This window comes from Thermococcus litoralis DSM 5473, from assembly GCF_000246985.2.
Lineage (GTDB): Archaea > Methanobacteriota_B > Thermococci > Thermococcales > Thermococcaceae > Thermococcus_A > Thermococcus_A litoralis.
Genome location: NC_022084.1, coordinates 2,011,540 through 2,029,472, shown reverse-complemented (window position 1 = coordinate 2,029,472; position 17,933 = coordinate 2,011,540). Strand labels below are relative to the sequence as shown.

Annotated in this window: 19 protein-coding genes and 1 pseudogene; 11 read left to right on the top strand and 9 right to left on the bottom strand. The window is 44.1% G+C overall.

From position 1 onward, the window contains the following. The first annotated feature begins 29 nt into the window (after positions 1-29). The 8 genes and pseudogenes from OCC_RS11155 to OCC_RS11120 all read left to right on the top strand — a co-directional run bounded on the left by OCC_RS11155 (position 30) and on the right by OCC_RS11120 (position 7,817). On the top strand, positions 30-731 hold the full coding sequence (locus tag OCC_RS11155) for a glycerophosphodiester phosphodiesterase family protein (RefSeq protein WP_004067838.1): 702 nt from the start codon (positions 30-32) through the stop codon (positions 729-731). A 35-nt stretch (positions 732-766) separates the two neighbouring features. Then, complete coding sequence (locus OCC_RS11150) at positions 767-1,519, top strand: glycerophosphodiester phosphodiesterase family protein (RefSeq protein WP_004067836.1); 753 nt, start codon at positions 767-769, stop codon at positions 1,517-1,519. 33 nt (positions 1,520-1,552) lie between these two features. Further along, a complete protein-coding gene (locus OCC_RS11145; protein ID WP_020953824.1) occupies positions 1,553-2,227 on the top strand; it encodes a hypothetical protein in 675 nt (224 codons plus the stop codon). Further along, complete coding sequence (locus OCC_RS11140) at positions 2,206-2,889, top strand: hypothetical protein (protein WP_004067833.1); 684 nt, start codon at positions 2,206-2,208, stop codon at positions 2,887-2,889. The genes OCC_RS11145 and OCC_RS11140 overlap by 22 nt, the downstream gene beginning before the upstream one ends. Before the next feature lie 199 nt (positions 2,890-3,088). Further along, positions 3,089-4,577: pseudogene (gene glpK, locus OCC_RS11135) on the top strand (glycerol kinase GlpK). 156 nt (positions 4,578-4,733) lie between these two features. Next, a complete protein-coding gene (locus OCC_RS11130; RefSeq protein ID WP_004067831.1) occupies positions 4,734-6,224 on the top strand; it encodes an NAD(P)/FAD-dependent oxidoreductase in 1,491 nt (496 codons plus the stop codon). Next, positions 6,224-7,465, top strand: coding sequence for an NAD(P)/FAD-dependent oxidoreductase (locus OCC_RS11125; protein WP_148290498.1), 1,242 nt, complete (start codon positions 6,224-6,226; stop codon positions 7,463-7,465). The genes OCC_RS11130 and OCC_RS11125 overlap by 1 nt, the downstream gene beginning before the upstream one ends. Positions 7,466-7,487: 22 nt before the next feature. After that, complete coding sequence (locus tag OCC_RS11120; protein ID WP_171814853.1) at positions 7,488-7,817, top strand: DUF1667 domain-containing protein; 330 nt, start codon at positions 7,488-7,490, stop codon at positions 7,815-7,817. A 5-nt stretch (positions 7,818-7,822) separates the two neighbouring features. Here OCC_RS11120 and OCC_RS11115 read toward each other — a convergent pair whose 3' ends face one another. The 8 genes from OCC_RS11115 to OCC_RS11080 all read right to left on the bottom strand — a co-directional run bounded on the left by OCC_RS11115 (position 7,823) and on the right by OCC_RS11080 (position 13,847). Continuing rightward, positions 7,823-8,530: a hypothetical protein gene (locus OCC_RS11115; protein WP_004067826.1), complete on the bottom strand. Its 708-nt coding sequence runs from the start codon at positions 8,528-8,530 to the stop codon at positions 7,823-7,825. Continuing rightward, the gene (locus tag OCC_RS11110) at positions 8,527-9,105 is read right to left on the bottom strand and encodes a hypothetical protein (protein ID WP_143592395.1); all 579 of its coding nucleotides are present in this window, start codon (positions 9,103-9,105) and stop codon (positions 8,527-8,529) included. The genes OCC_RS11115 and OCC_RS11110 overlap by 4 nt, the downstream gene beginning before the upstream one ends. 64 nt (positions 9,106-9,169) lie before the next feature. Continuing rightward, positions 9,170-9,370, bottom strand: a complete 201-nt coding sequence (locus OCC_RS11105) for a hypothetical protein (protein ID WP_004067822.1) — start codon at positions 9,368-9,370, stop codon at positions 9,170-9,172. Positions 9,371-9,628: 258 nt separating this feature from the next. Next, a complete protein-coding gene (locus OCC_RS11100) occupies positions 9,629-10,147 on the bottom strand; it encodes a hypothetical protein (protein ID WP_004067820.1) in 519 nt (172 codons plus the stop codon). Positions 10,148-10,157: 10 nt separating this feature from the next. Then, complete coding sequence (locus OCC_RS11095) at positions 10,158-11,897, bottom strand: OPT family oligopeptide transporter (RefSeq protein WP_004067819.1); 1,740 nt, start codon at positions 11,895-11,897, stop codon at positions 10,158-10,160. A gap of 315 nt (positions 11,898-12,212) precedes the next feature. Continuing rightward, positions 12,213-12,419, bottom strand: coding sequence for a hypothetical protein (locus OCC_RS11090; protein ID WP_004067817.1), 207 nt, complete (start codon positions 12,417-12,419; stop codon positions 12,213-12,215). 4 nt (positions 12,420-12,423) lie between these two features. Then, positions 12,424-13,122 carry a PrsW family intramembrane metalloprotease gene (locus OCC_RS11085; RefSeq protein WP_004067816.1) on the bottom strand — a complete coding sequence of 233 codons (699 nt, stop codon included), beginning with the start codon at positions 13,120-13,122 and terminating at the stop codon, positions 12,424-12,426. 47 nt (positions 13,123-13,169) lie between these two features. After that, on the bottom strand, positions 13,170-13,847 hold the full coding sequence (locus tag OCC_RS11080; protein WP_004067815.1) for a metallophosphoesterase: 678 nt from the start codon (positions 13,845-13,847) through the stop codon (positions 13,170-13,172). 98 nt (positions 13,848-13,945) lie between these two features. Between OCC_RS11080 and OCC_RS11075 the strand changes: the two genes are divergently transcribed. Further along, positions 13,946-14,224 (top strand): hypothetical protein, encoded by a 279-nt coding sequence (locus OCC_RS11075; RefSeq protein ID WP_004067813.1) that lies wholly within the window; start codon positions 13,946-13,948, stop codon positions 14,222-14,224. On the opposite strand, the gene OCC_RS11070 is transcribed toward OCC_RS11075, so the two are convergent. Then, complete coding sequence (locus tag OCC_RS11070) at positions 14,221-14,889, bottom strand: HAD family hydrolase (RefSeq protein WP_004067812.1); 669 nt, start codon at positions 14,887-14,889, stop codon at positions 14,221-14,223. The two genes, OCC_RS11075 and OCC_RS11070, sit on opposite strands and share 4 nt — an antisense overlap. A gap of 128 nt (positions 14,890-15,017) precedes the next feature. Here OCC_RS11070 and gcvPA point away from each other — a divergent pair, with 128 nt between their 5' ends. Further along, entirely contained in the window at positions 15,018-16,373 is a 1,356-nt protein-coding gene (gcvPA, locus tag OCC_RS11065) for an aminomethyl-transferring glycine dehydrogenase subunit GcvPA (protein ID WP_004067810.1), read from the top strand. 10 nt (positions 16,374-16,383) lie between these two features. Beyond that, on the top strand, positions 16,384-17,883 hold the full coding sequence (gene gcvPB / locus OCC_RS11060; RefSeq protein WP_004067808.1) for an aminomethyl-transferring glycine dehydrogenase subunit GcvPB: 1,500 nt from the start codon (positions 16,384-16,386) through the stop codon (positions 17,881-17,883). Positions 17,884-17,933 lie beyond the last annotated feature (50 nt).

Sequence of the window (17,933 nt, the reverse complement as noted above, 5' to 3'; positions counted from 1 at the left end):
TTCTAACTTTTAAGTTGTAAGTGAGAACTATGATAATAGCCCACAGAGGTCTTGGGGAACCTGAGAATAGCATGCTTTCTTTTAAAAGAGCTGTTAAAAGAGGATTTGGGATAGAGTTCGATGTTTGGAAAACTGCAGATGGGGAGCTCGTAAGCCTACATGATCCAGAGATAATCGTTGATGGGGAGAAGCACTCCGTAAAGGAACTCACTTTTAAAGAACTCAAAGCACTTGCACCTTTGGGAGTTCGTATAGCGAAGGTAGAAGAGCTATTCAGAAAATTCCCCAATGCCCTCTTCAATGCAGATGTAAAGGATGCAGAGGCAGTTGAAGATTTACCAGAGCTTATTCGCAATTACGAAGTTGAAAAAGCGATAGTATCAACAACAGAGGTCGAGATACTCAAAGCTTTGAGGGCTCGTGATAAGGGGCTAAAGTTGGCTTTTTCCATAATAGAGCGAAGCAGCGTTCCAAAAGTGCCCTTCCTAAAACGAAGTCTTGAGATATTTGCCCTCCATGTCCCGATAGATGGAATATCTTATGTGGGCTTTGCAAACTTCAGGACTCTTTTAAAATGGGTCAGGGGTATGGGAATAAAGATCGGTTTCTGGAGCTATGAAGCGGATGAACTAAGATACCTACCTTTGCTGATTGATTTAGGAGATTATTTCATCTCCAACAATCCAGTAGAAGTTAGAACCCTTTTAGCTCGTCTGAAGAAAAGTTTTTAACTCCTATTAGATTACCTCCGGTTTGGCGATAAGACATGTCCCACTGGGATACCGAGAAAGTATTGGTTATTGGGCATAGGGGAGGAATAGGTAAATACCCAGAAAACAGCCTACTTGCGTTTGTTGAAGCAATAAAAGCTGGAGCGGATGGAGTAGAACTCGATGTTTGGCTAACTAAAGACGGCAGAGTTATAGTTATGCATGACGAGAGCATAGACAGGACATCAAATCTAAGGGGGAAGCAGAAGGAAATGACATTAGATGAGCTCAAGAAAGCGGACGTTGGGCAGGGTGAGAGGATCCCGACGCTTGAAGAGGTTTTTGAGGTCATTCCGAGGAATGCGCTTGTGAACGTTGAGCTGAAGGACAGAGACGCCGCCCGCGAGGTTGCTAAAATCGTAGCAGAGAACAATCCTGAGCGGGTGATGGTGTCATCATTTGATATAGACGCCCTCCGCGAGTACAGAAAATACGACGATGAGACTACTATGGGCCTCCTCATAGACCGCGAGGAAGTGGTGCCTTTAATCCCGAAGCTCAAGGATGAGCTCAACCTCTGGTCGGTGAACGTTCCCATGGAAGCGATACCGCTCATAGGGCTTGAAAAGACCCTCCAGGCCCTTCACTGGATCCGCTCCCTGGGCCTGAAGGTTGTTCTGTGGACTGAAAACGACGTTCTCTTCTACAAGGACGACAACCTCGCCAAGCTCAAGGGGCTCTTTGAAGTGGTCATAGCGAACGACGTGGTGAGGATGATTGATTACTTAAGAAAACTTGGACTTAGGTGAAAACTTTTTAAATTTTTGTTCTTACCACTATCTATGATTCGCATGGACAAACTCATTATCCTTTCACTGCTGGGGATTGTTCTGATGGTAGGTGCGGCTATCACACCCCCTACAAGGTGTGGAGCACCTCCGGAAATTTCAGTGTTTCCTAACTTCGAGGAGTTTAGTGAAGAGCTAGAAAAGCTGAACATCAGCGAGCCTTTGCATATACCCAGTGAGCGTCTGGTGTTTGTTTGTCGAATTGAAAATGATTGGGCACTAAACAGGACTGTGGATACACTCAACGGATTTCCCCACAGTTGGATAGAACTGGAGGACGGATACGGTCATACGTATGTTTTAGTCCCGAATGGAACCTCCCTTCTTGAGGTACTCCCAGACTCTTGTATTCCTGTGGGAAAAGCGACACTAAAATCTGAAACCCTAAACAGAAAGGAGCTGGAATCTAGCCTTAGGGCATACATTGAGCTGTATGAAGTCATATCCGATACTTCTGATCGTGAGTTTATCGGTACTCGCATACTCGACATGAAGTCTCTTCTCTCGTCCGAAGAAGAGGGAACATCAAACGCGACGTGGGCGGAGGTAATCATCCTCTACTCCTGCAAAAGGAACAGCAACGTGCCGATCATGGCAATCCTGTGGCTCGGAGTCGTTCTGACGGGAATTGCGGGAGTGGTGGTAATATGGAAGGAAAGAAGGCCTTAATCCTTGCGATGGTTCCATTTATATTTTTCATACTTCTCGGTTCGATATTCCTCGGTGTTTACTCCAGGGAGGCTTTCCTCGCACGTGAGCAACTCCTGGCTATGGATGAACTCGAAAAGTTCGGTGACAGCGATGTATCGGGAGGAGGGCACTGCCACGTGGTCCATGTATATGTCACAGTAACAAGGCGCGAAGAGGCTGTAAGACTAATTAACGTCCTTACTAAGCTGAACATCTCAGTTAGATCAGACCGAATTGATCAAAGGTACGTCAACATGTATGGAAACCTTAGGCTTGGGGATATAAAAAGGTTTGAGCGGATGTGCAGGGAGAATGGATGGGTGGTTTCTTACTTCAACAATTCTAAAGCATGCTTGGAGAAGGTTTTGGAGCTTCAGAAAGAGAATGAGATAATTCTCGAACACATCAACGATCTCAACCCGGAGAGCCAGGAAATCCTTCTCAATGTCCTTGAGAGCAATAAGAGGAAAATCGAAGAGATTGAGAAGAACATGAATAACGTTGCTGACCTGAATATTTACGTTGATACTAGTCTGCCATACACACCTGTGGAATTCCATGGGCTTTCAGTCCTCCTTGCGGTGTTCGGCCTTATCTCTGCTGGTGTATATCTAATGTGGAGGTTTTTCTTAGAGGTATGACGGCATGAACTCTCATTACTCTCCAATGCTGGAATGGTTCGTAATTGTAGTTTTCTTTCGTGGTTCTGATGATATGACCTCCTCCCCGCCCTAAAGGGCGAGGCTTGATTTAATTTCTTCTTCTCTTGTTCCACATAGAAAACATCGGTTGCGGAAACCCTAATAAGTCCCGATGCTCTCTATTCTCCTTAGGTGAGGCATGGTGGAAAAGTTCGTTCTTTCTCTCGATGAGGGTACGACTTCCGCCAGGGCAATAATCTTCGACAGGGAGAGCAACATCCACGGAATAGGCCAGTACGAGTTCCCCCCAGCACTATCCAAAGCCTGGATGGGTCGAGCACAACCCCGAGGAGATATGGGACGCCCAGCTCAGGGCGATAAAAGATGCAATTCAGAGCGCTAAAATAGAGCCGAATCAGATAGCGGCGATAGGAGTTACCAACCAGCGCGAGACGACGCTTGTATGGGACAAAGATGGCAAACCGCTCTACAACGCAATAGTCTGGCAGTGCAGAAGAACCGCTGAAATGGTGGAGGAGATAAAGCGCGAATACGGGACGATGATAAAGGAGAAGACCTGCCTCGTTCCCGATGCCTACTTTTCTGCCTCGAAGCTTAAGTGGCTCCTTGACAACGTTCCAGGTTTAAGGGAGAAGGCCGAGAGAGGCGAAGTGATGTTCGGAACGGTCGATACCTTCCTCATCTACCGTCTCACAGGAGAGCACGTTACGGACTATTCCAATGCCTCAAGGACGATGCTCTTCAACATTAAGAAGCTTGACTGGGACGATGAACTCCTTGAGCTCTTTGACATTCCCGAGAGCGTTTTACCCGAGGTTAGGGAGTCTAGTGAAGTTTACGGTTACACAAAGAAGGAGCTCCTCGGCGCTGAGATTCCCGTGAGTGGAGATGCCGGAGATCAGCAAGCCGCTTTATTTGGCCAAGCTGCCTTTGAAGCCGGAATGGTCAAGGCAACATATGGGACGGGCAACTTCATACTGGTGAACACTGGAAAAATGGTGCTCTACTCGGACAATCTACTCACAACTGTTGCTTGGGGTCTCAATGGAAAGGTGAGCTACGCTCTTGAGGGCAGCATCTTTGTGACAGGAGCAGCGGTGCAGTGGCTCAGGGATGGGATAAAAATCATAAATCACGCCTCCGAGACAGAGGAACTCGCCACACAGCTCGAGAGCAACGAGGGGGTTTACTTTGTCCCGGCCTTTGTTGGTCTTGGAGCGCCTTACTGGGATCAGTTTGCAAGGGGTGTAATAATAGGCATAACCCGCGGTACCGGGAGAGAACACTTAGCGAGAGCTACTCTTGAAGCTATTGCTTATCTTACGAGAGACGTTATCGAGGAAATGGAAAAGCTTGTCCAGATTAAAGAGCTTCGTGTTGATGGAGGAGCTACATCCAACAACTTTCTCATGCAGTTCCAAGCAGATATTCTCAATAAAAATGTCATAAGGCCGGTAGTAAAGGAGACCACCGCACTAGGAGCCGCATATCTCGCCGGCTTGGCAGTTGATTATTGGAAAGACCTTGAGGAGATAAAGGAACTCTGGAGGGCTGAAAAAGTCTTTGAGCCAAAGATGGATAAAGAAACAAGAGAGAAACTCTACAGGGGCTGGAAAGAGGCAGTGAGGAGGGCACTTGGATGGGCAAGGATTGTTGAAACTCAGTAAGCTATTCATCACAAATGTCCACTAATTCAATGTTCATCCATGTTCTCTCTTTTTATGTCCAAAGCTGTTCTTTCCTTTTCGTTGAGTTGGACTAAAGCTCAGAGAAAGCTTTAAAATGGTGAAATTCTTATCCTAAGCTAAATTGGGGGATGAAGTATGAAGACCAGAGTTGCCATAATAGGTGCTGGAATAAGTGGTGCGAGTATAGCGCGCGTCTTGAGCAAATATGAGAACCTGGAAGTTCATCTAATAGAGAAGAACGCCGACGTAGGATGGGGCGTGAGCAAAGCAAACACCGCTTTGATACACGGTGGCTACGATGATGACCCAGAGAAATATCCCATGAGGGCAAAGCTTTGCATAAAGGGTAACCGCCTCTGGCATGAGTGGGTAAAAGAACTTGAGATTCCTCACATCTGGAATGGTGCACTGATAGTTGCCCTAAGGGATGAAGACTTCAAGGAACTTGAGGGGCTCTTAGAGAGGGGGAGAAAAAACGGAGTTCCTGAGATGATAATTGTAGACAAAGAAGAGCTTTTCCATCTGGAGCCTAACCTGAATCCAGAGGCTCTTGGTGGGCTTTGGGTTCCTATAGTTGGTCAGATAGGCCCAATACCAGCGGTTATTGCAATAGTAGAGAATGCCGTGGCAAATGGAGTGAAGCTTCACCTGGAAACAGAGGTTAGAGGGATAAAAGTTGAAGGAGGAGAAGTGAAAGGCGTTGAAACTAACAACGGCTTCATTGAGGCGGATATAATCATAAATGCCGCAGGGCTGTATGCGGATGAGATCTCCAGAATGGTAGGAGTGAATGACTTTGAGATTCACCCAAGAAAAGGCGAATACTGGATTTTTGATGAAGACATACCCGGCCCAAGAAGGGTTCTCTTCCCCACACCAACGCCAAAGAGCAAGGGTGTAGTTGTTACCACGGAGATAAGCGGTCATCTGATGATAGGGCCGAATGCTCAAGATTTGCCAAAAGAAGAGAAGGAAAACCTAGCAACAACTAGGGAGGGACTCGAAGAGGTCTGGAAGAAAGCCAAGGAGCTCTGGCCGAACTTGCCTCCAAGGAGCAAGGTAATAAGGACATTTGCCGGATTGAGGCCTGAACCTACAGGAGGGGACTTCATCATAAGGGCGGAAAAGGAAGTTTGGGGATTTATCAACGTTGCTGGCATTCGCTCTCCAGGTTTAACGAGCGCTCCGGCCATAGCGTACGAGGTTGTGGAGATCATCCGGCGTGACCTCGGAATTAATCTCGTGGAAAAGGGGAAGTGGAACCCGTACAGGAAGAAGATAACGCACTTCTTCATGCTCCAGCCGGAGAAGGCGAACGAGCTGGTAAAGGAGAACCCCTCCTACGGAAAGATAGTGTGTAGATGCAACCATGTCAGCGAAGGAGACATCCTTGAGGCCATCGAAAGGATGAAGTTCATAGGCGTCAAAACTCCCAGCATCGACTCAATCAAAGTAAGGACAAAAGCCACAAGCGGGACATGTCAGGGAAGCTTCTGCAGGGTAAGAATAGCCAGAATACTAGCGAGAGAATATGGAGTAGACCTTTGGAACGTGACCCTCAAAGGAAAGGGAAGCGAAATTGGTATTGGAGATGTAAAGGTTCTCCTTAGGGGTGAAGTAGAGTGATCTATGACACCATAATTATTGGTGGAGGTCCAGCGGGTTTAGCCGCTGCAGTTAAGGCAAAGAAGCTCGGCCTAAAAGTTCTTCTGTTAGATGAAAATGAATTCTTGGGAGGTATTTTGCCTCAATGCATACACCCCGGATTTGGATTGCACTACTTCAAAGAGGAACTTACCGGGCCGGAATTTGCACATAGGTTTATCAGAGAGATAAACGAACTGAACATAGAGCACTATACCAATGCATACGTTCTTGAGATTGAGAACTACTCCGACTTGGAGAAGAAGGTTGTCTTTTCTTCTCCGGAAGGCGTGAAGGAGGTGTGGGGGAAGACAATAATTTATGCTGCCGGGGCAAGGGAAAGGCACGCTTTCGAGATAGGCATTGTGGGAGATAGAGTTGCAGGCATTTATACGGCTGGAGAGGCTCAAACTTTAATGGACATTTATGGTGTAATGCCCGGAAAAGAAGTGGTTATAGTTGGCTCTGGTGACGTTGGCTTAATAATGGCGCGCCGCTTTGCCTTAGAAGGAGCAAAAGTAAAGGCGGTCATTGAGCTCATGCCCTACCCCGGCGGTCTTGCAAGGAACGTTATGATTCTCAGAGACTTTGAAATTCCTCTTTACTTGAGTCACAAGGTCGTGGAAGTTAGAGGAAGGAAAAGAGTGGAGAAAGTAAAAGTAGTTAAAGTCGATGAAAACCTGAAAGAAATCTCAGGGAGTGGATTCTGGATCGAATGTGATACACTGCTTATTTCAGCAGGGCTAATACCAAACGTGAAGCTTCTCAAAAAGATAGGGGCTCAAATAGACCCCCTAAACGGAGGACCTATAGTTAATGAACTCCTAGAAACCACCATCCCGGGAATATTTGTGGCGGGAAATGCCCTCTTGATAAACGACCTCGTGGATTACGTAGCGGAACAAGGGGAGCTGGCAGCTTTAGGTGCCAAGGAGTTCATCGAAAACCAAGGAATTCCCTCAAGAAAGTGGATAAAGCTGAAAAGAGGCTCAAATGTCAGAATTTTGGCTCCACATTACATAAGCGGGGAGAGGGACGTTTATATTTATGCGAGGGTCTCCAGACCAATGGAAAACGTTAGAGTAACTTTTCCAGAAATCAGAAAGGAACTAAGACTTCCGGTGGTTAAACCCTCCGAGATGCTCAGAATAAAGCTCAAAGCCGAGGAAATACAAAAAGCCGGGAAAGAGATAACCATGGAGGTGGAGAAGGGTGAGGTATAAGCTCACCTGCATAGTATGCCCCATGGGATGCACAGTTGAAGTGGAAGTCGAAAATGGTAGAGTTAAAGAAGTAAGCGGTCACAAATGCCCCAGGGGAAAAGAGTGGGCAATTGAAGAGGTCATAAGCCCAAAAAGGGTTGTAATGAGTGTAATAAAGGTTAAAGATGGCAAGCTGCCCACGGTGAGTGTTAAGACCGACAAGCCAGTTCCCAAAGACAAGATACCCGAGCTTATGAAACTGCTTGCAAAGATTGAGGTTAAAGCACCTGTAGAGGTTGGTCAAGTAATCTTAGAGAAACCTCTAAATTTGGACATGAAAGTAGTCGCAACCAGAGAAGTCGATTCAGCTTGATCTCTTCATTTTTTAATCCATTCTGGAGTTAAATAAGAATAGGAAAGGCTCAACTCAACTAAGGAAATTGCTGTTTTCGTTCTATTTGAGTTGCTTTCTATTGTGGTAGTGGTTATATTAACGAGGAACCTCACTGGAAGGGTGCCATTTACCCACAGCTCTCCGGTAGAGTTCCAGATGTAAACGTAGTCTTTGTCTTCCTCTTTTCTGTTGTATCTGATGGTAAAAACGTAGAGCTCATCCTTCCTTCCAACAAATTCAGCGGTCCCGTTTTTAAGAAAAACCGATAAGGTCATGAGTGGCCAGCCAAAGTAGTCCTTAAGGAAAGATGTCGTGTTCTCTGTAGATACAAGCTCTTCGAGGGGATACTCTTCAGTTACGTTTTCAAGCACTCCCTCTTCATCCCGTCTAAATCTATAACTGTGGTATTTTCCATCAAATACAGCAACTCTGTAAATCTCTCTTAACTCTCCGTTTGGGCTGTAGGTTTTCCACTCCTCAAAGCCTTCGTTCCTCTCTAAGCTCATGCCTCCGGTTATATTTTGGATAAACATTAACCTGGAATCTTCAATCTCTGAGATATGAGCTTGATATTGATATTCTCCAACTTTTTTAATCGCTTCGACTATTTCATCTGTTGTGGGAGCTCTTTCATAGAAAAGGCATCCGGAAAAGAAGAAAACAAGAAGTAAAGGAAAAATTAGTTTCTTCATTCAATCACCTTTTTGATCCATTCAGGTCTTTTGTAGGTGACTAGGTAAACTCCATCTCCTTCTGCAATTTCAAAGTTAGTCGCATTCTGAAGCATGTCTCGGATTGAATAGAGGGGGTTTCTCGCAAGGTTTGGACCTTTTAATATCTCATATTTTAATTCTTCCGGACTTTTTATGTATGTCGGACCTTTTTTCAGCTTTTCAAAGTACTCTTGAATTGTCATGTTTGCTTCGCTACTTTGCACTATTTTATTGTTCCTTTCTATCGCAAAGGAAAAGTACATAAAATCTCCGAGAAGAGTCCAATTTAAGTAAGAAACTTCATTGTTGCTCTGAATTGTAATTAGTTCCCAGAATGCCTCCTCTCTGTCATAGTTAAAGCCACCCCGAGAATGGATTGTGGTGTTGCTGAAGTTACTTATAACGACATAATCCACTGAGTACATATACTTATCAACGTCTTCGATTTCCTTAATAATCACCTCCGGCGTCGGTTCCTTTTGCATACATGCAGAAGAGCTCACTACTACAAAGAGGATTAAGGGTACAGCCAGAGGTTTTTTCAAATATCTCACCGAAATGTGTTACGCATTTAAAGATATATATATTTTTCGGTAGAAAAATTGGAAAATTTAAAAATCATCCAGTAACCTCAGCAACCCACTCTGGAGGCTGGTAAGTGTAGGCTATTTCAAACTCTATCCTAGCATTTGATGTTGTAGTGCTTTCTTCTAAGCCTTCATAGCTTGTTGTTCTTGTTATCTCTATTTCCCCTTTTGTGGGCAAGTTATTTTGGAGCCACAATTTTCCCGTTCCTTGGATCATTATAACTTTCTGCACAGAATTAATGCTTGCTCGTTCCTCCTTTGTGAAAGTAAACGTTACAAGTAAAACTATTAGAGCTTTCGCTTGCAGGAGGAGTAGAGGCTTGTGTTGTAGACTGTGTAGAGCTCTCTTTTGAAACACAAGCAGAAGTACTGACAGCTACAAGAATAACCAAAATCATACTAAAGAGTCTTTTCATATCATTCACCAAACTTATCTTAGCTTCTTGAGTATTTATCTTTTCTCATCGATTTAATAAAGAAAAAAGAAAAGTCAGCTCTTGGATTTTAAGAGTTTTGAAGTCTCCCTCAGCTGGGCATATCCAGACTCTAAGTAGGTATCTCCTTCCCTAATGTATCCATCTGCATAGGCACTCCAGGCTCTGTTTAGATGTCTTTCGGCTTTGCTAAAACTTGTCATGATTTCTCCATAGAATTTGATTCCTTTTATCCTAAGCGGCTGGGCTTTTTCCGCAAATGTTTCCAACGTCTCTAGCACTTTTCCTAGTCTCTTCCTGGCTTTTTCGAGGTCTGTCTCTTTCTCCTTAATCACTGTTTCTATCTCTGTAAGTGCGTTTTCTAAAATCTTCTTAAGCTCTACTTCTCCTCCTTCTCCTTTAGTAATGTTTCTGTGAAGTTCTTCCTTCTCTCCCTGTCTTCTAAGGACTATCCCAGCACCCATGATAAATAATGCCCCACCAACTGCAAACCAGAGTGGTGGATTTCTGGCGGAAGCTATAGCTCCTGTGATTAAACCGGCTGTGAGCATAACATTCCCAACTAGCTTCTTCATGTTCATCACCTCATGGTTGTAATACCCCAGCAACTGTGAGCACTGCGAAGAGTAGGGTCATAGCGGCTTCTCCAACCATTAATCCAGCAGCAAATGGGAGCACTTTTTCAACTATGAACTCATAGCCCTTCTTCCTCTTTGCAATCTCGTTCACAACACACCCAATTCCATAGGGAATGATGTAAAGCATTGGAAGGTACATTGAAAGTCCCACGAGAACACCAAGTCCTGGGATTCCACTGAGTGAGAGGACAAAGCCAAGTAATCCTCCCGCTATGAACTTGTCTATTGGAACATTTCCACCGAGCACTGCATCTACCATTGATTTGAGAGCCATTGCCTGAGGTGCTGGAACTTTGTCGTTTCCAATTCCATAGGCATTCCATATAAGGCCGACAACTGTTAGAGCGATTATTGGGCCGAGCCAGGCAGTTAAGAGCTCAACTTTTTGCTGTCTTGATGGAATAGCACCCACCATATGACCAGTCTTAAGGTCTTGCATCATATCTGCAGCACCTGAAATGGCAACACCAACAGTTGCTCCCATTAGTATGGTGAGCGGCACGTTCTTGTGGGTCAAATAGAGAAGTATCATAACCGAGACTAAGGAAAGACCCGATACTGGACTCCAATCAGTCATTCCGGTGGACATTGCTACGAGAAGTGAGGCTATAAAAATCCATGCAACACCGATGAGAGCTGTGAGGAGGCTCCTACCAAGTCCAAGGCCTCCAAGCTTGTATGCTGTTATTAAGAGTAAAGCAAATGCCAAAATTGCTCCACCAATTAGATAGTATATTGGAAGCTCCTCACTATTTCCATTTTTGTCTTTCACTCTGCTCGCCTGTGCAAGGCTCTTCATTGCAACAGCAATTACCGGAAGTGAGAGTATCAGTCCTGCTATTGAACCACCAAGAAGCATTCCTATACCAAGGGGTCTTGTCATAGTTCCATAAACGTAACCGCTTATAGCACTACCTTGAACATCAGCTGGAATCCATCCAAGGGCTTTAACCACTGGTGTTATGATGTAGTAGGAGAGTATACCACCAGCAAGAACTATCAGACCGTTTCTTCCAGTGATTAAACCCATACCAAATACCATGAGTGAGAGGGCTATAGTTAGGTTAATCCATTCTGGAAGGTGGAGCACTGAGCCAAGGTCAACGACCTCGGGTATTATGTGGGGTAGCCCAAATAGAGGGAACTGTTGAATGAGATAAACTAGGGCACTGAGAATCATACCAAAGAACAGCAATCTTGCCTTCTCTATACCGCTACCGGGAGTTTTGAGTATTGTAGCCACTGCAGTACCTGTTGGGAATCTAAGCCTGTCTATCTCGATCATTTGCTTCCTGAGTGGAATTATGAATGTTATACCCAAAATTGCTCCAGCGGCTGTTGCCAGGAAGAAGTACAAGGTGTTTATCTCCTGGTGAAGGCCCATTATGTAAAGTGCCGGTATTGTGAATATGACACCAGAAACGGAGATATTTACTGCTGAAGCAATTGTCTGGACTATATTATTTTCAACGACCGTACCCTTCTTGAGTAGTCCTCTAAGAATGCCCCAACCAACAATTGCCGCTATTGCAGAGCCTCCAGAGGTAAAACCCATAATCATTCCGGCGTAGGTAAAGCTTGCGGCCATAAATGCTCCCCAGAGAACCCCTAAGATTATGGCAACTGGTGTTACTTCTCTATAGCTTTCTTCCCTCTTTGTAACGCTCTGCCCGACATACCTTTCCATTTTCAACCCTCCGTACATTTTTGTACATGTGGTCTATTCTATATACCAGAGATACAAAAGCAAGACATTCTGCCTTTTTTGCACATATAAAGTTTTCTAGATCGATTATATTCGCTAACGAGAATTATAAACCAAAATAACTTACAAAAAAGCAACTATGTTGTACTTTTATCATAGGGCATGCAAAGAGCACAAGACGCAAGGAAGGGATTCATGAATGTATTTTCATAAACCATGGATGGTCAAGAATTGCTGTTATTTCAGAAAAATTTTCAAATAAAACAGAAAATTCCGAAAATTATTAGGAGAGCTTCCTCAGAGAGAACTAAACTTTTGAAGGAATATCCTTAGGTCTGTTTTAAAGGGCTCTTGGGAGTTCCTTATCTCCTCTTCCAAAGATTTTACAAAAGAGACTTCATCTTGGGCTTTTGAACTTATCTCCTCAACTTTTCTCTTTAGCTCCTCGTAGTACTCAATATATGGCCTCACCTCAAAGAGAGCTCTCTCTATTTTTTCTTTCATGCCTTCACCTCCTAACGAACCAGTACCACCACGCTCTTTCGAGGTCTTCCCTTTGTCCAAGCATTATAAAATACCTAATGAGGGCTATGTTAATAAAAATCAGCAATATCGTGAAGATGTAATACGAGGGGATTGCAAGGCTTAGAAATGCAAAATAGTCCCACAGAAAGTGGAGCAGTATTGCAAGGGCAAAATAGCTTGAAAGGCTTTGGATTTTCCCCTCCGCCTTCAACCCGTATCCAACGCCAACTATTGCACTCCAAGTGGCATGGGCGAAAGGTGTTAAGAAAGCTCTCACAATGGTGGTCCCAACCCCAAAGCCAATCCCGTACAAGAAATTCTCGGTAGCTGCAAATCCCAATCCCGCTGCAACACCGTAAACCACGCCATCCATTATTCCATCCATTTTCCCTGCCTTAAATGGAAGCCTAATGGCTAGAGCTTTTGCAGGCTCTTCCACAATGCCGGCCACAAGCGCCATATAAAATGCGGTTGCTGGTAAGAGAGCATATCCAAACTCTCCTTGTACTAAAAAGGCCTCTAAGAGCATTGCAACGCCAACAGAGAGAGTAGCTCCCAAGATAAATGTTGCCATAACATAGCGTTTTGGCTCGGGTTCATACTTATCCTCGTGATAGAAATACCAGAGCAGTGCCAAAGCTGGAGCATAGGCGAAGAATATTATAGCACTCAATACATCCATATAATCACCAGAAGAAATTTGGTTCTTTTTGATTTTAATCCTTGCGGTCAAATTCTTTGGAGTGCTCTGATTAGGTCTCCAAGCTTTCCAAAGTCCAGGAGCTCTTTGTCTAGGGGGACAAGAACCTTAAAATTGAAAAGATTGACATCTCTAAGAAAGGGAGAAACGATTTCCCTGAGAATATCGTTTCCATATGCCCATGGAGAAAAAGCTGGGAGCACTATTAGAGGCTCACCCACTAAAAATATCGGAACTTTTATTAATGCTCCAACTTCATCCCTAAGCCTTATTGCAGGATGCTCATGTCCTATTATAAACTTCTCCCCCTCGACAAGCTTGTGACCGTGAACTATTTTCCACTTCCCGATTTCAAGCTCATCAACGACCTCTACACCAAGTTCCCTGATCCAGCTTATCCCTACGTCATGGTTACCCCTTACAACAACTGTTTCCTCCACAAGAGGAATTACCTCCTCAAAAAACGCCTTGAGCTCAAGTTTTTCTCGCTTGAGGGGAATGAACGAATGCTTGAGGTCGCCGTCTATTATCAATCGTTTTGGTCGTTCTTCTTTGAGAAGGGCAACAGCGGAATTAACCATCTGTCTGAAGGCTTTTGGAAGATAGATGCCTTCTTTTGCCATGCTTTCTTCATACCCAATGTGTAGATCCGCTATTATGATGGAATTTTTAATTTTAATTGCCTTCTGAGGAAGGAGCTTATACATGGTTGGAACTACTCCTCAGAATTTTTAAACATATTGAATTTTGTTAGGCTAACCGAAAAATATTTAAATTTGGGCTGAGAGCTAAAGCTGGTGATAGTATGGCTTATATAGGATTTGCAAAGACAGATCTAGGCCCTTACGAGACCTATAGCAGAATATTAGAAGAACTGGAGCGAAGGGGCTTTAAGATAAAGTTTTCCAAACATCATTGGGCAGGAGACATGCCATTTGGTCTTGTTATAGTCGAGAGTGACAGAGGAAACATAGCGATAAGATGGGCACTTGGAAAAACCTTTGAGCTCAGAATTGAGGAGGTAAGTGATGAAGACCTTAACGAATTCATTGATGATACCCTAGAATATATAAGCGGGGATTAGCTTCTCTCGCTTTTTATCCTCTCTATCACATCAAAAATGCTCCAGAGATCTTGGATAACGTGAAGGTGCGGAATTTGATCTAAGATTTCTTTGGTAACGTATTTTGCCGTTGGAGGGAAATAGTACCAAACGTACTCCGTGTTTTCGTCTCCCCTTCCAATAAAGCGCCATGGTTTATCATCAATCCATACAAAAATCTCGTTTCCATATCTCTCTCTAACAAGCTGAAATGCCTCGCAGAGCGTCATCTCCCTTCCAAAAATTATCACATCATCAAAAAGTTCGTAAAAGCCCCCTATTTTCAGTCTGTATTCCTTCATGCCATCTAAAAAATCCTCCGCAGAAAAGGATATCACTATATGCCCCTCTTCCTTAAGCTTTTTCAGAAGTTCTTTTGAATCGTCAATTGGTTTTGAAAGTTTTGCCCTCTCCTCAAACCATGTACGAGCGAATTTGGTTTTGAAAAACCTTGGCTGTTTTATTTTGCCGGTATGCTTTCCAAATTTAGGTCTTTCAAAGTAAAGCTCTATCTTAGTGAGAATTTTAGCGAGTACCCCTTTAAAAGGGAGCCAAGGGAAGTGTTTTTTTAACGCTCTTCTAAATGCCTTCTCTATGACTGAGTAGCTGTCCACAAGCGTTCCATCAAAGTCGAAAGCTATTATCATTATTGAATCCCCCTTGTTATTCTGCCACTAGCTCAATGAATACTATTCCCTTTAAGTTTTGCCCTCCACAAAGCATATATTTTAGTGAAACAAAATATTCAGATGATAATTTCAAAAAGGTGGTGAACATGGGTAAACACTACATTCCAAACTCGGCACACAAGGAGGAAATGCTTAGAGAGATTGGCTTTAAGAACATTGAAGATCTCTTCTCTGATGTTCCGAAAGGCTTTGTCAAAGAATTTAATCTTCCAGAAGGCAAGAGCGAATATGAAGTTTTCCTTGAGATGAACGAGATTCTCAGCAAAAACAAGACTGTCCTTGAGATGCCAACTTTTCTTGGTGCTGGGGCTTACTTCCACTATGTACCAGCTCATGTAAAGTACCTCATAGAGAGGAGCGAATTCATAACTTCCTATACCCCCTATCAAGCGGAGATAAGCCAGGGAATGCTGCAGGCACTTTTTGAGTACCAGAGTTTGATCGGAGAGCTGGTCGGACTGGAGATTGTAAATGCCTCGATGTATGACTGGGGAACTGCACTCGGTGAAGCGGCAAGAATGGCAGCGAGGGTTAAGAAAAAGGACAAATTCGTGGTTCCAAAGCATCTTCATCCGGAAAGAGATAAGGTTCTCAAGACCTTTGTAGAAGGAGCGGACATGGAGATAGAATACGTAAAATGGAATGAAAAGGGACAGATTGATCTCGAGGATCTGAAGGAAAAGGTTAAAGATGCCGCCGGAGTTTACGTTGAGCTTCCCAACTTCTTTGGGATAATCGAAGAACAGGTAAAAGAAATTGGAGAGATTGCTCATGAAAACGATGCTCTATTTGTTGTAGGCGTAGACCCAACGATTCTGGGAGTAATAGAGGCACCAGGCAACTTAGGAGCTGACGTTGTGGTTGGTGAGGCGTCTTTCCTCGGAAGTGCATTAAACTTCGGAGGCCCAAGAGCGGGTATATTCGCCACTAAAAATGAAAGAGCCCTCGTAAGACAGATGCCAGGAAGAATTATTGGAATGACGAAAGATGCAGAAGGCAAAAGGGCTTTTGTCATGACACTTCAAACAAGGGAACAGCACATAAGGAGGGCAAAGGCAACATCAAACATTTGTTCAAACGAAGCTCTTGTAGCAGTTGCAGCTGCAATTCACCTAGCTTCCCTTGGGCCAAAGGGAGTGCAGAAGCTTGGAGAAATAATCCTGAAGAACACGGCGTATTTCAAGAAGAGATTAAGTGAAGTCGCTGAAATACCGTTTGATGCAATCAACTTCAAGGATATTCCAGCTAAATTCGAGATTCCCTACTCGGTAATTCATGAGAGACTCCTCGAAAAAGGAATACACGGTGGTTTCTACCTAAAACCACACTTCCCGGAGCTCGGCGAGAGTGCCCTATTGGCAGTGACTGAAACAACCAGGAAAGAATGGATAGATGCACTCATAGAGAATGTTAGAGAGATAATAAACGAGGCGGAGCTGTGAGGTGGTAAAGATGTTCAGGCAGGCTAAATGGGATGAGCCTCTAATTTTCGAACTCTCAAAGCCTGGAAGAATCGGCTTTACTCTTCCAGAACCTATTGAGGATGTTGATGTTCAAATTCCAGAAGGCTTAAGGAGGAAAAGCCTTGAGCTTCCGGAGCTTAGTGAACCGGAGATAGTCAAACACTATACAAGATTAAGCGAGATGAACTATGGCGTGGATTCCGGCATATACCCACTCGGCTCTTGTACTATGAAATATAACCCAAAGATAAACGAAGAATTTGCCAACCATCCTAAAGTGGCATTCATACATCCCTACCAAGATGAAAGAACTGTTCAAGGTGCCCTGCAGATAATGTGGGAGCTCGAGCAGTGGCTTAAAGAAATCACTGGAATGGATCGCTTCACCCTTCAGCCGGCTGCCGGTGCTAATGGTGAGTTCACGGGAGTCATGATAATCCGTGCCTATCATCTCGACCGTGGAGAGACCCAAAGGACTGAAATGCTTGTTCCCGATTCAGCTCACGGTACAAATCCAGCCTCAGCAGCGATGGCTGGCTTTAAAGTCATTGAGATACCCTCAAACGAACAGGGCATGGTAGACTTAGAGGCTTTAGAAAATGCTGTAAGCGAGAGGACAGCAGGAATAATGCTCACAAATCCCAATACTTTGGGAATTTTCGAGGAGGACATTTTGGAGATAGCAAAGATAGTCCACAAAGCTGGAGGATTACTGTACTATGATGGTGCAAACTTGAACGGAATTCTCGGAAAGATAAGACCAGGAGACATGGGCTTTGATGTTGTCCATATAAACCTTCACAAGACGTTTTCAACGCCTCACGGAGGTGGCGGCCCTGGAGCAGGGCCTGTCGGTGTAAAAGAGCATCTCGTAGACTATTTGCCAGTGCCATTAGTGGAATTCGACGGAGAAAAATACTATCTAAACTACGATCTACCAAAGAGCATTGGGAAAGTTAAGGAGTTCTATGGAAACTTCGCAGTACTTGTTAGAGCGCTTACATACCTTAAGATGATGGGAAGAGAAGGACTTAGGGAAGTTGCTGAGGTTGCCGTGTTGAATGCCAACTACCTCACACAAAAACTAAAGGGCACAAGAGGATATGAGCTACCTCACAAAGAACTTAGGAAGCACGAGGTGGTATTTTCAGCAGAACCCATGAGGAAGGAGACGGGTGTAAAGACCTTAGATGTTGCTAAGAGATTGCTCGACTTTGGACTGCATGCGCCGACGATTTACTTCCCACTCATAGTGCATGAAGCATTAATGATCGAGCCAACAGAAACTGTCAGCAAAGAGGAATTAGATGCTTACGTTGAAGCACTCAAGAAGATCAGCGAGGAGGCATACACAAACCCAGAAATCGTCAAGAGTGCTCCACATAACACGGCAGTTAGGAGAGTTGATGATGTGCTCGCAGCTAAAAAGCCAGTTATAACGTGGAGAATGTACAAAGAGCTTAAGGAAAAAGGAGAAGTTGACTACTGAGTTCCCTTTTTTCTTCTCCTTTTCCAAAAACAATATAAACCCCCTTTAGC

Coding starts and splice junctions, on each gene's coding strand:
- OCC_RS11115 (WP_004067826.1), bottom strand. CDS start 8,530: ATGAAGAAACTAATTTTTCCTTTACTTCTTGTTTTCTTCTTTTCCGGA.
- OCC_RS11145 (WP_020953824.1), top strand. CDS start 1,553: ATGATTCGCATGGACAAACTCATTATCCTTTCACTGCTGGGGATTGTT.
- OCC_RS11100 (WP_004067820.1), bottom strand. CDS start 10,147: ATGAAGAAGCTAGTTGGGAATGTTATGCTCACAGCCGGTTTAATCACA.
- gcvPB (WP_004067808.1), top strand. CDS start 16,384: ATGTTCAGGCAGGCTAAATGGGATGAGCCTCTAATTTTCGAACTCTCA.
- OCC_RS11085 (WP_004067816.1), bottom strand. CDS start 13,122: ATGGATGTATTGAGTGCTATAATATTCTTCGCCTATGCTCCAGCTTTG.
- OCC_RS11140 (WP_004067833.1), top strand. CDS start 2,206: ATGGAAGGAAAGAAGGCCTTAATCCTTGCGATGGTTCCATTTATATTT.
- OCC_RS11095 (WP_004067819.1), bottom strand. CDS start 11,897: ATGGAAAGGTATGTCGGGCAGAGCGTTACAAAGAGGGAAGAAAGCTAT.
- OCC_RS11075 (WP_004067813.1), top strand. CDS start 13,946: ATGGCTTATATAGGATTTGCAAAGACAGATCTAGGCCCTTACGAGACC.
- OCC_RS11150 (WP_004067836.1), top strand. CDS start 767: ATGTCCCACTGGGATACCGAGAAAGTATTGGTTATTGGGCATAGGGGA.
- OCC_RS11130 (WP_004067831.1), top strand. CDS start 4,734: ATGAAGACCAGAGTTGCCATAATAGGTGCTGGAATAAGTGGTGCGAGT.
- OCC_RS11080 (WP_004067815.1), bottom strand. CDS start 13,847: ATGTATAAGCTCCTTCCTCAGAAGGCAATTAAAATTAAAAATTCCATC.
- OCC_RS11090 (WP_004067817.1), bottom strand. CDS start 12,419: ATGAAAGAAAAAATAGAGAGAGCTCTCTTTGAGGTGAGGCCATATATT.
- OCC_RS11120 (WP_171814853.1), top strand. CDS start 7,488: ATGGGATGCACAGTTGAAGTGGAAGTCGAAAATGGTAGAGTTAAAGAA.
- gcvPA (WP_004067810.1), top strand. CDS start 15,018: ATGGGTAAACACTACATTCCAAACTCGGCACACAAGGAGGAAATGCTT.
- OCC_RS11155 (WP_004067838.1), top strand. CDS start 30: ATGATAATAGCCCACAGAGGTCTTGGGGAACCTGAGAATAGCATGCTT.
- OCC_RS11070 (WP_004067812.1), bottom strand. CDS start 14,889: ATGATAATAGCTTTCGACTTTGATGGAACGCTTGTGGACAGCTACTCA.